Below are 13,848 nucleotides of genomic sequence, written 5' to 3'. Positions count from 1 at the left end.
CCGTCCAGGTCAGGTCAGCAATTCGTGCAGCACCATGCGCATCTGTCGGCCGCGCAGCTCCACCCGTTCTTCGATGCGCCGGGTGGCCAGCCGCCCGTTCAGGGCCGCGTAGGTGACTTCTGAAATCAACATGCGCGTGCCCAGCTGGCGGTTCGCGCCTTCGATGCGGCTGGCCACGTTCACCACGTCGCCGAACGCCGTGTAAGACAGCCGGTCGTTCGAGCCCAGCACCCCCGCCACCACCACGCCCGTGTGAATGCCGATGTGCGTGCGGAACTCGGGCAGGCCCTGTTCGGTCCACTGCCGGTTGAGTTGGTGCATTTCGGCGTGCAGTTCCAGCGCAGCGCAGCAGGCCTTGTACTCGGCGTCTTCCAGGTCGGCCGGTGCGCCCCACAGCACCATGATGCCGTCGCCGATGAACTTGTCGATCACGCCGCCGTGGCGCGCGAACACATCGGCCGCGAGGTTGAAGTACTCGGTCAGCTGGCGCACCAGCACGTCGGCGTCGATCGATTCGGAGATCGACGTGAAGCCCTCCACGTCGGTGAACATCACCGTCACCTGGCGCGGCGAGCCGTTGGGCGCGAGTGCGTGGCCCTGCGCCACCAGCTGGTTGATCACGTCCACCGGCACGAACTTGCTGAAGGCCTTGAGGCTGCGCGCCGAATCGTCGAGCGCCTGGTCCAGGTGCTGGATCTCCAGCACGCGGCTGGGCTCGCGCGGCAGGTCGTCGAGCTCGAGGCGGCCGATGCGGTGCGCGATGCGCGAGAGGTTCTCGACCGGCGCCGTCACCAGCTTCGACAGCTTGAGCGACATGTACAGCGCCAGCCCCAGGAACACCAGTGCCAGCAGCAGCGACCACGCCACCGCGCGGCGCAGGCCGCCCAGCAGCACGTCTTCGGGCACCCAGCTGACCAGCTGCCAGCCGGTGGCGGGAATGCGCGAGGCCTGCACCAGGTAGCGCCGCCCCTCGTGGCTGAAGGCGAAGGCCTTGTCGCTGCCGCTGCCGGCGGTGCCGTCGGCCACCATCTGGGCGTTCAGTGCGCCGAGTGCGCCCGTGGGCGCCTCCAGCGTGTGCAGCACGCCGGGCATGTCGCTGCGCGCAAGCACCTTGTGATCGGCGCTGAGCAGCGCGCTGTTGCCGTTGCCGTTGCGGCTGAACAGGCGCACGAACTCCGACAGCCGGCCCAGCGACACGTCGCCCGCCACCACCATCGCCTGCGGGCTGCCCTCGGCCTGGCGGCGCTGGCTCGGCAGGGCGTAGGTCACGCCCAGTTCCTGCGCGGCGGCGAAGACATACGGGGCGGTCCACACCGGTCCCTGCGTGTTGCGCGCCTGCACGAACCAGCTGCGCTGCGTCGGGTTGTAGTCACTGCGGTAGGCCTCCACGCGCTGCGTGGCAAAGCGCTGCTGCACATCGGCCTCGGAGCCCAGCGGCAGCTTGTACTGCCAGGTCTCGGTGGTGAAGCCGTCGCCGCGTGCAATGTGCCGGATCGCCGGCACGGGGTAGCGCAGCGCCATCAGCATCTTGGCCTCGACGTTCGCCACATAGACGCTGTCGAGTTCGGGCGACTGCTGCAGCAGCGTCCACAGGAGCTCGGCCGTGCGGTCGACGCTTTCGCCCGCGGGCGTCAGGCTCGGCGAGTTGCCGATTGCGCCGACGGCCGACTCGGCCTTGGCCAGGAAGGCCAGCACCTTGTCCTCGATGCGGTCGTGGTTCGACTTGTGCGCGGAGGTGCCGATCGTCGTCACCAGCCGTTGCGAACCCCAATAGCCCAGCGTGACCAGCAGCAGCGACTGCGCGAGCGCGACGGCACTGACGATGGACCCGACATCGACCCGGAAGCGGCGTGGGCGCCGGGGCGGGGGGGATTCAGCGGTGGACGGATTCGGTGGCACCGGCGTGGTGGCGTGCGCGAAAGACGGGCGACCCGCCTCATCCGGAGGCCCGGACGATTTCTTGTACATACAGCTCCCTGACGACAACTCGGAACGGAGCCAGGCCTCTTTTTTTCATGAGGCCAGGTCCGACGCCCGGAGGAGAGTGCGGGGCCGATCATGCGCGTCGGCCATCCTGGCAATCCCCTCGGATGCGCGCGGGATTTTCGCTTGTATTTGGTATATGTGTGCAACTTTGCACGCTCGATGCGACGTTGCTGCGCCCGAGGGCTTGCTTGCGAACCGGCGTTCGTTGCAGTTAGCGTGCGTCGTGAAAGATCAGGCCCAGCGTGTGGCGCCGTCCGCTGTGCACACGGCTCACGCCGTGGCGCATCGTCACGCGGTAGCTGCCGCGCGTGCCGGCCACGGGCCGCTGGTTCACCGCGAAGATCACCGCCTCGCCTTGTGCGAGCGGCACCACCTCGGCGCGCGACTGCATGCGCGGGCGCTGCTCGGTCAACACGAACTCGCCGCCCGTGAAGTCATCGCCGGGCCGGCTCAGCAGCACCGTGAGCTGCAGCGGAAATTGCAGGTCACCGTACAGGTCCTGGTGCAGGCAGTTGTAGTCGCCTTCGTCGTAGCGCAGCAGCAGCGGCGTGGGGCGCAGCTGGCCCGCCGCATGGCAGCGGTCGAGGTAGGCCGCGTGGTCCGGCGGGTAGTCGGCCGACTGGCCCATCGCTGCGGCCCAGGCATTGGCCAGCGGCGCGAGGCGCTCGTACAGCGCGCTGCGAAACGCCACGAGCCTGGACGGCAGCGGGTTCGCGAAGTACTGGTACTCGCCCTGGCCGAAGCCGTGGCGCTGCATGACCACGCGGCTGCGGAAATGCTGCGGCTGTTCGTACATCGCGGCGAGCGCGGCGCATTCCTTCGGTGTGAAGAGCACGCCGGTCGCGGCGCAACCGCGCGTGGCGAGGTTGGCGTCGATGCGGGGCCAGTCGAGGGCGTCGACGCGAGAGGCAGCGGGGGAGGTCATGCGATCAGTGTCGCGCGGCGGCGGAATGCGGGCTCGCCGTTTTCGGACGCGGGTTTCGGGGGGGGGGCCGTGCGGATGTCTTTCAAGCGTCGGGGCTGCGCTTGGCGCGCGGCGCTCGCGGCAGCAGGGCCTTGATGTGCTTGCGCAGCAAGGCCGGCGGAATGGAGGTCATCTGCAGCATGTGCATGCACCGCTCCATGCGTCCGGGCCGCGCCAGCAGTGCATCGGCCGCCTTTTCAAGATCGGCATCGATGCTGTCGCCGTAGGCGAGCCGCGCCTTGCATGCCGCGCGCTGCAGCAGGGGCTTGCCGGGCTGCATCATGGCCAGGTCGATCAGGTCGCGGCTGAACACGCTGTCGTCGGCCCAGCGGTCGGAGTTGGCGAGCAGCTTGCTCGCCGCCATGTCCAGCGGCGTTAGGGTGGCGATGCCGTCGATGTGGTCTGCGGCGCTGGGGGCTTCGAGTGCGATGCGTGCCTCGAGCACGATCTCGAACTTGATGTCCGTCTCGCCCACGCGAACGGCACTTCGGATGCCGTATTGGTCGGCGCGCACGTCGCGGGCCTGCTGCAAGCTCGCGCCTTCCCGGGCCAGCGCGCGCAGCCCCTCGCTGCTGGTGGCGAGCTGACGCAGGCAACGGTAGCCCGCCACATCGGACACGAGGAAGTCGATGTCCACCGACTCGCGGTATTCGCCATGGCGCAGCGCGATGGCGGTGCCGCCGCCGAACAGGCAATGGTTGTCCGCCAGCAGGGGCGCATTCAGCGCCGCGAGCACCTCGGCCACCTGGCGATGGTGGGCGCGCTCAAACATCCAGCGGCTTCCGGCCCAGCAGGCGGGCCAGTTCGGACAGCAGCTGGCGTTCGTTGTCCTCGAGCGCGGACGGATCGGCGTGGCGCCAGTTGCGCTCGTAGGTGCCCCAGGCCTCTTCGGGGGTGAGTTCCGCGTCTGCGGGCAATTGCCATGCGAGGCGACGCAACTGCGCGAAGTCGCCCACCCGGACGGTCTTCGTCGGCGTGCGCGTAGGCGCAGGCGTCGCCATCTCCTTGGCGGCGCCTTCGACGGGTGCCGTCACTTCGACATCCAGGCCCAATGCCGCCAGGGCGTTCATGTAGGCCCCCATCGTGACGGAGGGTTCGCCGCGTTCGATGCGATGCAGCGTCATGCGCGACATGCCCGCCGCCTCGGCGGCCGTGGTGGCGCTGATCCGGAGCGACTTCCGACGGGCATGGATATGCCGGCCGAACGCTTCAAGGCGTCGGCTGGCTCTGTCCAAGATCGGCGGGGCGGTGGATGGCATATATGTATCCCATATTAGGCATATCTAAGAAAATGTCCAGTATGAGATGCATTTTGGCGCTTCAACCCTCGCGCGCCTGCCCCAACAACCAGTCACTGAACAACTTCAACAACGGCCGCTGGTCCGCCCGCTCCGGCGTCACCAGGTAATAGCTGCGTTCCGCCGACAGCGCCCGCGGGCAGGCCACCACCAGCTCGCCGCGCGCCAGTTCGTCGGCCACCAGCATCGTCGGCATCAGCGCCACGCCCAGGCCGTGCGAGGCGGCGGCGGCAAGGATCGAGAACAGCTCATAGCGCGGCCCGCCGCGGGCGTTGGGTGCATCGATCCGTTGCGCGTCGAACCACTGGCGCCAGCCGTCGGGGCGCGTGCTCTGCTGCAGCAGTGGCATCTGCGCGATGGCGGCGGGCGAGACGGCCTGGCCGTCGGGCAGCAGCGAGGGGCTGCACACGGGCACCACGTCTTCATGCATCAGCAGCAGCGCGCGCGTGCCGGCCCAGTTCTCGACCTGCGCGGGCGTGCCGGCGTACAGCGCGGCGTCGAACTCAGCGTCGGCAAACAGGAAGGGGCGGGTGCGCGTCTCGATGTGCACCACCACGTCGGGCTGCAGCGCCGCAAAACCGCGCAGGCGGGGCACGAGCCAGCGCGTGGCGAAGGTGGGCACCGCGGCCAGCGACAGCGAACCGCCTTCGCCCTGGTGCGCCATGGCGTCGAGCGTGTCGCGCTCCATGGCTTCGAGGCGGCGGGCGATCTGCCGTGCATAGGCGGCGCCGCTGGCCGTGAGCGCCACGCCGTGCCGCGTGCGGCGGAACAGCGCCACGCCCAGGAAGGCCTCGAGCGCGCCGACCTGGCGCGACACCGCGCTCTGCGTGAGCGCCAGTTCCTGCGCGGCGCGCGTGTAGCTCTCGTGGCGCGCGGCGGCGTCGAAGCATACGAGGGTCTGCAGGGGCGGGATCTTGCGGCGCATGTATGCCTGGATCGTATGAATGGATTTGAGCGTTTATCTATGGAAAAGCGCGAGAAACGTCTCGCAAGACATTCTACAAACGCATATCTGGGTGAGGATTCATCGTTTGCCTGACCGCAGGCGCGTGGCTAGGATCGGCCCATTCCCTTCTTGTTTCTCTCATTTCCTTTTTCCGGAGACATCACATGGCCGCCAAAGCGCAATTCCACTGGGACGACCCCCTTCTTCTCGACCAGCAGCTGACCGACGAAGAACGCATGATCCGCGACGCGGCCAACGCCTACTGCCAGGAGCGCCTGGCGCCCCGCGTCATCGAGGGCTTCCGCACCGGCGAAACCGACCCGGCGATCTTTCGCGAAATGGGCGCGCTCGGCCTGCTCGGCCCGACGATCCCCGAGCAGTACGGCGGCCCCGGCCTGAACTACGTGGCCTACGGCCTGATCGCCCGCGAAGTCGAGCGCGTCGACTCGGGCTACCGCTCGATGGCCAGCGTGCAGAGCTCGCTGGTGATGGTGCCGATCTTCGAATTCGGCACCGAAGGCCAGAAGCAGAAGTACCTGCCCAAGCTCGCCACCGGCGAATGGATCGGCTGCTTCGGCCTGACCGAACCCGACCACGGCTCCGACCCCGGCAGCATGGCCACGCGCGCCAAGAAGGTGCCGGGCGGCTACTCGCTCAGCGGCTCGAAGATGTGGATCAGCAACTCGCCCATCGCCGACGTGTTCGTCGTGTGGGCCAAGGAAGTCAGCGAAAGCGGCACCGTGGGTCCGATCCGCGGCTTCGTGCTCGAGAAGGGCATGAAGGGCCTGAGCGCTCCTGCCATCCACGGCAAGGTCGGCCTGCGCGCCAGCATCACCGGCGAAATCGTCATGGACGGCGTGTTCTGCCCCGAAGAAAACGCCTTCCCCGAAGTGCAGGGCCTGAAGGGCCCGTTCACCTGCCTGAACAGCGCCCGCTACGGCATCTCGTGGGGCGCCATCGGTGCCGCCGAAGACTGCTGGCACCGCGCCCGCCAGTACACGCTGGACCGCAAGCAGTTCGGCCGTCCGCTCGCCGCCAACCAGCTCATCCAGAAAAAGCTGGCCGACATGCAGACCGAGATCACGCTGGGCCTGCAAGGCAGCCTGCGCCTGGGCCGCATGAAGGACGAAGGCATCGCCGCGGTCGAGATCACCTCGATCATGAAGCGCAACAACTGCGGCAAGTCGCTGGACATCGCCCGCATGGCGCGCGACATGATGGGCGGCAACGGCATCAGCGACGAGTTCGGCGTGGCCCGCCACCTGGTGAACCTGGAAGTGGTCAACACCTACGAAGGCACGCACGACATCCACGCCCTGATCCTGGGCCGCGCCATCACCGGCATCGCTGCTTTCGCCAACTGAACGAACGCATGAGCACCAAGCCCGCAGCACTCGACGGCATCAAGGTCCTCGATCTGTCCCGCGTGCTCGCGGGCCCGTGGTGCACGCAGATCCTCGCGGACCTGGGCGCCGACGTCGTCAAGATCGAACGCCCCGGCGTCGGCGACGACACGCGCACCTGGGGCCCGCCGTTCGTGAAGGACGCGAACGGCCACGACACCGACCAGGCCAGCTACTTCACCTCCTGCAACCGCAACAAGCGTTCGGTCACCATCGACATGGCCACGCCCAAGGGGCAGGCGCTGCTGCAGCAGATGGCGGCGCAGGCCGACATCGTGGTCGAGAACTTCAAGACCGGCGGCCTCAAGCAGTACGGCCTCGACCAGGAAAGCCTGCGTGTGGCCAACCCGCGCCTCATCTATTGCAGCGTGACCGGCTTCGGCCACGACGGCCCGTACGCCGAGCGCGCGGGCTACGACCTGATGATCCAGGCCATGACCGGCATGATGAGCATCACCGGTCGCCCCGACGGCGAGCCCGGCGGTGGTCCGTTGCGCGTGGGCGTGGCGCTCACCGACCTCTTCACCGGCGTCTATGCGAGCACCGCCATCCTCGCGGCGCTGCAGGTGCGCGACCGCACCGGCGAAGGCCAGCACATCGACATGGCACTGCTCGACGTGGGCATGGCCATCCTCGCCAACCAGGCGAGCGCTTTTCTCAACACCGGCAAGGCGCCGGGCCGCCAGGGCAACACGCACCCGAGCCTCGCGCCTTACCAGGACTTTCCGACGCAAGACGGTTCGATGCTGCTGGCCATCGGCAACAACGGCCAGTTCGCGCGTTTCTGCGAAGCCGCCGGCCACGCCGAGTGGGCCGCCGACGAACGCTTTGCGACCAACACGCTGCGCGTGAAACACCGCGGCGTGCTGATCCCGATGATGGAAGACCTCACGCGCACCCGCACCACCGCCGACTGGGTGGCGCTGCTCGAAGACAAGGCCGTGCCCTGCGGCCCCATCAACGACATCGCGCAGGCCTTCGACGACGCGCAGGTCAAGGCGCGCGGCCTGGCCGTCACGCTGCCGCGCGACGCGGGCGACGGCATCGCCAGCATCACTGGCGTGGCGAGCCCGCTGCGCCTCACGGCCACGCCGCCGGTGCTGCGCCGCGCACCGCCCGCGCTCGGGCAGCACACGCAAGAGGTGCTGGCCGAGATGGGGGTCGATGCCACGCGCTTCGAGGCATTGCGCGCGGCCGGGGTGGTCTGACACACTGGCGGGCATGACGCGCCCGCCTGATCCGTCGTCTCCTGACACTGCCACCGACGCAGCCCCGTTCGCGGTGCTGCGCATCGACCACGTCGTGCTGCGCGTGCGCGACGCCGCGCGGTCCATGGCCTTCTATTGCGACGTGCTCGGCTGCACGTTAGAGAAGCGCCGCGACGACCTCGGCCTCGTGCACCTGCGCGCCGGCAGCAGCCTCATCGATCTCGTCACGCACGACGGCAAGCTCGGTAGCCAGGGCGGCGAGCTCGCCGGGCGCGAGGGCCGCAACGTCGATCACCTCTGCCTGCGCATCGAGCCTTTCGACGAAGCGGCGATCCGCGCGCGCATGGCGCGGCACGGCGTGCCGGTGCAGGGCGAGGTGCAGAACAACTTCGGCGCCGAAGGCAACGGCCCTTCGATCTACCTCGAAGACCCCGATGGCAATGGCGTTGAACTGAAGGGGCCCGCGGTCTAGCCGCCGCGCCCGATCACCGCCACCGCGAACACCACCACGCCCAGTGCGAGGTTGAGCGCCACCAGCTGGCGCACGGTGTTCAGCCGTGCGGCCGCCACGGGCCAAGCGCTGTCGTCCACCGCGCGGCGCAGCGCGCGGAATACCGAGGCGCGGATGTAGACATAGATTGCCGCCATCACGAGCGCAATGCCCATCATGGCCTCGACGCGCCAGTGCACGGCACGAAAGCCGCCGGTCGCGTGGACCATGCCGATGCCGGTCACGAACAGCAGCGTGACGGACGCGTCCACGCCGATGAAGAAGCGCCGCAGCGTCGCGGCCATCATGCGCAGGCGCAGCGGCGGCTCCAGCGTGGCGACGGCGGCGGGGCGCACCGCGAAGTGCATGACGGCCATGCCGCCGACCCAGAAGGCGGCGCACAGCAGGTGAATGAAGAGGGGAGCGAGGTAGGACATGGGGTCCGATCAGAACACCGAACCGTGCGCGCACGCAACGCAAGGCCCCATGTCCTTCAACCCGCTGCACCGCGCCCCCGCGTGCTCGCGCGGGGCTTGCCGGTGCCGGCCACGGAATCCGCATAGCGCTTCATGTCAGCGACCACCTGCCGCAGCAGCGCCGCCGCGGCCGGCGGCAGCAGGCGGCCGTGCCGCGACACGATGTGCGAGCGCCCCTGCGACAACAGCGGGTTCTTCATCGGCAGCTCGACCAGCGCCGGATGGTCGGCGTTGGGCGTGAGCGAGATGCGCGTGCCCAGCGTGTAGCCCAGGCCCGCCGACACGAAGTGGCCCAGCGCGCTGAACGAGGTGGTGGTCAGCAGTGCGGGCAGCCGCACGCCCTCGCTGATCTCGGCCGCCTCGATGTGCTGGCGCACGCCGAAATTGCGGTGCAGCGTGGCGCCGGGGTAGGGCAGCAGGTCGGCCAGCTTGAGCGGGCGCTCCAGCTGCGCGAGCGGGTGCGAGCCCAGCACCATGGCCTGGATCGGCTGCGCGTGCGACTGGTGCGAGGTGAGCCGCTCGTCCTTCGGCGGCTGGAACAGCATGCCGATGTGGGCACGCTCCTCGATCACGCGGCGCACGATCTCGTCGGTGCTGGCGACGTCGAGGTTCACCGTGATCTTCGGGTGGCTGGCCATGAAGATGCGCAGGCTGTGCCGCATGAGCCAGTCGACATAGCCTTCGCCGGCCACGATGTCGATGTGGCCGCTCTCGATCTTGCGGATGCTGTCCATCTGCGCCAGCAGGTGCTGCTTTTGCCCTTGCTGCCTTCGCACGTAGCCGGCCAGCAGCTGGCCCGCGTCGGTGGGCACCACACCGCGTCCGTGGCGCTCCAGCAGCGGCAGGCCGCACTCGGTCTCCAGGATGCCGATGGCGCGGCTCACGGCCGACGGGTCCATGTCGAGCACGTCGGCCGCGCCGCGCACCGAGCCGCTGTCGAGCACCTGCATGAAGTAGCGCACCCGGCGGGTGTCGAGCTTGTCGTCCATGGCGGTCGTCTCCGAGTGTTGCATTCAATGCAACGAATATCCTTATTTGCGGTCATTGATGCAAGAGGCTCGCCGCCCGAAACTCGCCGGCACCCCTCGAAAACGCCCACCCATGACCTCCGCCGCCTCCACGATTGCAGCCATAGCGCCTTCCAGCGCCACCGGCAAACTCAAGCTCCTCGTCGTCACCCTGGTCCTCGTGGCCGTGGCCGAACTCATCGGCCCGACGCAGTTCAGCGTCGGCCCCGGCAAGGTGGTGTTGCTGCCGATGCTGTGGGCGCTGCTCATGGCCGCCGCCTGGGGCATCGCGCACCGGCGCGTGCCGGGCGTGGTGCGCGTGGCCACGGCGCAGCAGTCGCTGGCCGGCGCCCTGCTCAACGCGGGCCTGCTGCTGTTCGTGGTGAAGCTGGGTCTCACGGTCGGCGCCGCGCTGCCGCAGGTCAAGCAGGCCGGCTGGGCGCTGCTGTTCCAGGAGTTCGGCCATGCGCTGGGCACCCTGGCGCTGGGCCTGCCGCTGGCGCTGCTGCTGGGCATCAAGCGCGAGGCCGTGGGCGCCACCTTCTCGGTGGGCCGCGAGGGCAACCTGGTGATCATCGGCGAGAAGTACGGCATGGCCTCGCCCGAAGGCCGCGGCGTGCTGGCCGAGTACATCACCGGCACCGTGCTGGGCGCGCTGTTCATCGCGGTGATGGCGGGCTTCATCGCCAGCCTGCACATCTTCGACCCGCGCTCGCTGGCCATGGGCGCCGGCGTGGGCTCGGGCAGCCTGATGGCGGCCGCGCTGGGTGCCATCGCCGCGCAGAGCCCGCCCGAAATGCTGCCGCAGCTCACGGCGATTGCCGCGGCATCGAACCTGCTGACCACCGTGGCCGGCTTCTACTTCACGCTGTTCCTCTCACTGCCGCTGTGCTCGTGGCTCTACGGCAAGCTGGAGCCGGTGCTGGGCCGCTTCTCCAAGCACGGCGCGCAACAGGGCGCCGCCGTGGACGCGGGCGCGAACGTCTCGAGCGCCGACGTGGCCCACGCCGCGCCGACCTCGCTGCGCGACACGCTGCTGGCCTGGCTGGTGGTGGGCGGCGGCGTGCTCATCGGCAATGCCCTGACCTACAAGGTGCCGGTGCTGGTGTCGCTCGAAGGCGTGCTCGCCGTGGTGGCCATTGCCGCCGCCGTCGAAGCCATCAAGCGCTTCGTGCCGCGCCTGCCGATGGTGCTGGTGCTCTCGGTGGTGGCCACCGTGGTCGGCATCCCGGGCCTGTTCCCGTTCTCCGACGCGCTGATCGCGCTCACCGCCAAGCTCAACTTCCTGGCCTTCACCACGCCGGTGCTGGCGCTGGCCGGCTTCTCGGTCGCGAAAGACCTGCCGGTGTTCCGCCGCCTGGGCTGGCGCATCGTGGTGGTGTCGCTCACCGCGACGGCTGGCACCTTCCTCGGCGCGACTTTCATCGCCGAGTTCTTCCACTGATTTCATCCCACGAGAGATCCACGCCATGTACCGCGACCCCGAGATTGCCGAAGACACCCGCGCCCGCATGCTGAGCTGGCGCCGCGACATCCACGCCAACCCCGAGACTGCCTTCGAAGAGCACCGCACCGCCAATGTGGTGGCCAATGCGCTGATGCTCATGGGCCTGCCCGTGCACCGCGGCCTGGCCGGCACCGGCGTGGTCGGCACGCTGAAGACCGACGACGGCCCCAGCATCGCGCTGCGCGCCGACCTCGACGCGCTCAACATGCAGGAGCTGGGCACGCAGGCGCACGCCTCCAAGTGCGTTGGCAAGATGCACGCCTGCGGCCACGACGGCCACACGGCCATGCTGTTGGGCGCGGCCGAGCACCTGTCGCGCCACAAGCCGTTCCAGGGCACGGTGCACTTCGTGTTCCAGCCCGCCGAGGAAAACGAAGGCGGCGGCCGCGTGATGGTGGAAGAGGGCCTGTTCGAGCAGTTCCCGGCCGACGCCGTCTACGGCATGCACAACTTTCCAAGCCTGCCGCGCGGTCGCTTCGCGATCCGCAAGGGCACGATGACGGCCTTTCTCGACACCTTCGAGATCGTCATCACCGGCAAGGGCGCCCACGGCGCCATGCCCGAGACCGGCATCGACTCGGTGGTGATCTCCGCCCAGCTCATCAACGCGCTGCAGACCATCGTGAGCCGGCGCACCGGCGCCACCGACGCGGCCGTGGTCAGCGTCACGCAGATCCATGGCGGCGACACCTGGAACGTCATTCCCGAGACCGTGGTGCTGCGCGGCACCGTGCGCACACTCGACGCCGGCATCCAGGACAAGACCCAGGCGGCGATGCAACAGATCTGCGACGGCGTGGCCGCCACGCACGGCGCGAAGGTGGCGCTGGAATACCGCCGCGGCTACCCCGGCGTGGTCAACACGCCGGCCGAGACCGACGCAGCCATCGCGGCGGCGGCCAGCCTGGTCGACATCGAACAGGTGCACACCGACATCCCGCCGGCCATGGGCTCGGAAGACTTCGCCTTCATGCTGCAGAAGCGCCCCGGCGCCTACATCGGCATTGGTGCGGGCGAGGGCCCGAACGACCCGAACGTGCACAACCCGTACTACGACTTCAACGACAACATCCTGCCGCTCGGTGCGGCCTACTGGGTGGCGCTGGTCAAGCAGCAGCTTCCGGTCGCATGATGCGCTGATGCTCTCTGCCTTCGACATCTTCAAGATCGGCATCGGGCCGTCCAGCTCGCACACCGTGGGGCCGATGCGCGCCGCGCTGAAGTTCGCGCAATCGCTCGAACGGCGCGGCCTGCTCGCGCAGGTGGCGCGGCTGCATGTAGACCTGTTCGGCTCGCTCGGCGCCACGGGCCATGGCCACGCGACCGACCAGGGCGTGATCCTGGGGCTCCTGGGCGACGCCCCCGACACCGTGCGGCCCGAGACCGTGCAGCCGCGCCTGGACGCGTTGCGCCGCACCGGCCAGCTCGCGCTGCTGGGCACCACGCCCATCGCCTTCGACCGCGTGCGCGACATCGCCTTTCGCGGCGAAGCGTCGCTGCCCGAGCACCCGAACGCCATGCGTTTCACGGCGTTCGCGGCCGACGGCGCCGTGCTGGCCGAAGGCACCTACTTCTCGGTCGGCGGCGGCTTCGTCGTCGAGGGCGGGCAGGCCGTGGCGCAGACGGCCGCCGCGGCCGCGGCCGTGCCGCATCCCTTCACGACCGGCGACGAACTCATGGCGCAGTGCCGTGCGCACGGCATTTCCGTCGCCACCCTGGTGATGCGCAACGAATGCGTGTGGCGGCCCGAGGCCGAGGTGCGCGCGGGCCTGCTGCGCATCTGGGGCGTGATGCAGCAGTGCGTGCAGCGCGGCTTCGGCATCGACAACCCGCTGGCCGCGCATGCGCTGCCTGGCCCGCTACGCATGCGCCGTCGCGCGCCCGAACTGCACCGCGAACTGCTGGCGCAGGCCGGCGCCGCCGATCCGCTTGCGGCCATGGACTGGGTCAACGCTTTCGCGATGGCGGTGAACGAAGAAAACGCCGCCGGCGGCCGTGTCGTCACCGCGCCCACCAACGGCGCGGCCGGCGTGGTGCCCGCCGTGATGCACTACTACCAGCGCTTCGTGCCGCAGGCGAGCGACGACGGCATCGTCGACTTCCTGCTCACCGCCGCGGCCATCGCCTTGCTCTACAAGACCAACGCCTCCATCTCGGGCGCCGAGGTCGGCTGCCAGGGCGAAGTGGGTGTGGCCTGCTCGATGGCGGCGGGCGCGCTCGCCGCTGTGCTCGGCGCCACGCCCGCGCAGGTCGAGAACGCCGCCGAGATCGGCATGGAGCACAACCTGGGCCTCACCTGCGACCCGGTTGGCGGCATGGTGCAGATCCCGTGCGTGGAGCGCAACGCAATGGGCGCCGTAAAAGCCATCAACGCCTCGCGCATGGCGCTGCGCGGCGACGGCAGCCACTACGTCTCGCTCGACGCCGTGATCCGCACCATGAAGCAGACCGGCGAGGACATGAAGTCCACGTACAAGGAGACCTCGCTCGGGGGGCTTGCCGTCAACGTCGTCGAGTGCTGACGACGGCTGCGTCAGAATGGCCGGCTCACTGTCTTGAACCA

Annotated in this window: 13 protein-coding genes; 6 read left to right on the top strand and 7 right to left on the bottom strand. The window is 69.1% G+C overall.

Going from position 1 to position 13,848, the window contains the following annotated elements:
• Positions 1-9 precede the first annotated feature (9 nt).
• The 5 genes from ASD34_RS28530 to ASD34_RS06625 form a co-directional block, all read right to left on the bottom strand.
• Positions 10-1,968, bottom strand: coding sequence for an adenylate/guanylate cyclase domain-containing protein (locus ASD34_RS28530; protein ID WP_082548520.1), 1,959 nt, complete (start codon positions 1,966-1,968; stop codon positions 10-12).
• 229 nt (positions 1,969-2,197) lie between these two features.
• Complete coding sequence (locus ASD34_RS06640) at positions 2,198-2,911, bottom strand: 2OG-Fe(II) oxygenase (RefSeq protein WP_056574596.1); 714 nt, start codon at positions 2,909-2,911, stop codon at positions 2,198-2,200.
• 82 nt (positions 2,912-2,993) lie between these two features.
• Positions 2,994-3,722, bottom strand: a complete 729-nt coding sequence (locus tag ASD34_RS06635) for a nucleotidyl transferase AbiEii/AbiGii toxin family protein (protein ID WP_056574593.1) — start codon at positions 3,720-3,722, stop codon at positions 2,994-2,996.
• The gene (locus ASD34_RS06630; RefSeq protein WP_056574590.1) at positions 3,715-4,209 is read right to left on the bottom strand and encodes a helix-turn-helix domain-containing protein; all 495 of its coding nucleotides are present in this window, start codon (positions 4,207-4,209) and stop codon (positions 3,715-3,717) included. The genes ASD34_RS06635 and ASD34_RS06630 overlap by 8 nt, the downstream gene beginning before the upstream one ends.
• A gap of 61 nt (positions 4,210-4,270) precedes the next feature.
• Positions 4,271-5,173, bottom strand: a complete 903-nt coding sequence (locus ASD34_RS06625) for a LysR substrate-binding domain-containing protein (protein ID WP_056574587.1) — start codon at positions 5,171-5,173, stop codon at positions 4,271-4,273.
• Between the two features lie 185 nt (positions 5,174-5,358).
• On the opposite strand from ASD34_RS06625, the gene ASD34_RS06620 reads away from it, so the two are divergent.
• The 3 genes from ASD34_RS06620 to ASD34_RS06610 are packed head-to-tail and all read left to right on the top strand — an operon-like array spanning position 5,359 to position 8,277.
• Positions 5,359-6,558 (top strand): acyl-CoA dehydrogenase, encoded by a 1,200-nt coding sequence (locus ASD34_RS06620; RefSeq protein ID WP_056574584.1) that lies wholly within the window; start codon positions 5,359-5,361, stop codon positions 6,556-6,558.
• 8 nt (positions 6,559-6,566) lie between these two features.
• The gene (locus tag ASD34_RS06615) at positions 6,567-7,805 is read left to right on the top strand and encodes a CaiB/BaiF CoA transferase family protein (RefSeq protein ID WP_056574581.1); all 1,239 of its coding nucleotides are present in this window, start codon (positions 6,567-6,569) and stop codon (positions 7,803-7,805) included.
• A gap of 13 nt (positions 7,806-7,818) precedes the next feature.
• Complete coding sequence (locus tag ASD34_RS06610; RefSeq protein ID WP_056574577.1) at positions 7,819-8,277, top strand: VOC family protein; 459 nt, start codon at positions 7,819-7,821, stop codon at positions 8,275-8,277.
• Here ASD34_RS06610 and ASD34_RS06605 read toward each other — a convergent pair.
• Both ASD34_RS06605 and ASD34_RS06600 read right to left on the bottom strand, forming a co-directional pair.
• The gene (locus tag ASD34_RS06605) at positions 8,274-8,732 is read right to left on the bottom strand and encodes a CopD family protein (RefSeq protein ID WP_056574574.1); all 459 of its coding nucleotides are present in this window, start codon (positions 8,730-8,732) and stop codon (positions 8,274-8,276) included. The genes ASD34_RS06610 and ASD34_RS06605 overlap by 4 nt on opposite strands.
• A gap of 56 nt (positions 8,733-8,788) precedes the next feature.
• The gene (locus tag ASD34_RS06600; RefSeq protein ID WP_056574571.1) at positions 8,789-9,760 is read right to left on the bottom strand and encodes a LysR family transcriptional regulator; all 972 of its coding nucleotides are present in this window, start codon (positions 9,758-9,760) and stop codon (positions 8,789-8,791) included.
• Positions 9,761-9,872: 112 nt separating this feature from the next.
• Here ASD34_RS06600 and ASD34_RS06595 point away from each other — a divergent pair, with 112 nt between their 5' ends.
• From ASD34_RS06595 to ASD34_RS06585, 3 genes are read left to right on the top strand one after another with little or no spacing between them, the layout of a single operon-like run.
• Positions 9,873-11,222 carry a DUF3100 domain-containing protein gene (locus tag ASD34_RS06595; protein ID WP_056574567.1) on the top strand — a complete coding sequence of 450 codons (1,350 nt, stop codon included), beginning with the start codon at positions 9,873-9,875 and terminating at the stop codon, positions 11,220-11,222.
• 25 nt (positions 11,223-11,247) lie between these two features.
• On the top strand, positions 11,248-12,417 hold the full coding sequence (locus tag ASD34_RS06590) for a M20 aminoacylase family protein (RefSeq protein WP_056574564.1): 1,170 nt from the start codon (positions 11,248-11,250) through the stop codon (positions 12,415-12,417).
• A gap of 4 nt (positions 12,418-12,421) precedes the next feature.
• Positions 12,422-13,807 carry an L-serine ammonia-lyase gene (locus tag ASD34_RS06585; RefSeq protein ID WP_056575357.1) on the top strand — a complete coding sequence of 462 codons (1,386 nt, stop codon included), beginning with the start codon at positions 12,422-12,424 and terminating at the stop codon, positions 13,805-13,807.
• Positions 13,808-13,848 lie beyond the last annotated feature (41 nt).

Source organism: Variovorax sp. Root473, from assembly GCF_001426505.1.
Classification (GTDB): domain Bacteria; phylum Pseudomonadota; class Gammaproteobacteria; order Burkholderiales; family Burkholderiaceae_C; genus Variovorax.
The sequence above is the reverse complement of the archived record's forward strand: the minus strand, read 5'-3'. Positions and strand labels throughout refer to the sequence as shown.

What these genes read in the sequence shown, in the direction of transcription:
- ASD34_RS06605 (WP_056574574.1), bottom strand. Translation starts at nt 8,732, where the DNA reads ATGTCCTACCTCGCTCCCCTCTTCATTCACCTGCTGTGCGCCGCCTTC.
- ASD34_RS06625 (WP_056574587.1), bottom strand. Translation starts at nt 5,173, where the DNA reads ATGCGCCGCAAGATCCCGCCCCTGCAGACCCTCGTATGCTTCGACGCC.
- ASD34_RS06600 (WP_056574571.1), bottom strand. Translation starts at nt 9,760, where the DNA reads ATGGACGACAAGCTCGACACCCGCCGGGTGCGCTACTTCATGCAGGTG.
- ASD34_RS06640 (WP_056574596.1), bottom strand. Translation starts at nt 2,911, where the DNA reads ATGACCTCCCCCGCTGCCTCTCGCGTCGACGCCCTCGACTGGCCCCGC.
- ASD34_RS06610 (WP_056574577.1), top strand. Translation starts at nt 7,819, where the DNA reads ATGACGCGCCCGCCTGATCCGTCGTCTCCTGACACTGCCACCGACGCA.
- ASD34_RS28530 (WP_082548520.1), bottom strand. Translation starts at nt 1,968, where the DNA reads ATGTACAAGAAATCGTCCGGGCCTCCGGATGAGGCGGGTCGCCCGTCT.
- ASD34_RS06595 (WP_056574567.1), top strand. Translation starts at nt 9,873, where the DNA reads ATGACCTCCGCCGCCTCCACGATTGCAGCCATAGCGCCTTCCAGCGCC.
- ASD34_RS06615 (WP_056574581.1), top strand. Translation starts at nt 6,567, where the DNA reads ATGAGCACCAAGCCCGCAGCACTCGACGGCATCAAGGTCCTCGATCTG.
- ASD34_RS06635 (WP_056574593.1), bottom strand. Translation starts at nt 3,722, where the DNA reads ATGTTTGAGCGCGCCCACCATCGCCAGGTGGCCGAGGTGCTCGCGGCG.
- ASD34_RS06590 (WP_056574564.1), top strand. Translation starts at nt 11,248, where the DNA reads ATGTACCGCGACCCCGAGATTGCCGAAGACACCCGCGCCCGCATGCTG.
- ASD34_RS06630 (WP_056574590.1), bottom strand. Translation starts at nt 4,209, where the DNA reads ATGCCATCCACCGCCCCGCCGATCTTGGACAGAGCCAGCCGACGCCTT.
- ASD34_RS06620 (WP_056574584.1), top strand. Translation starts at nt 5,359, where the DNA reads ATGGCCGCCAAAGCGCAATTCCACTGGGACGACCCCCTTCTTCTCGAC.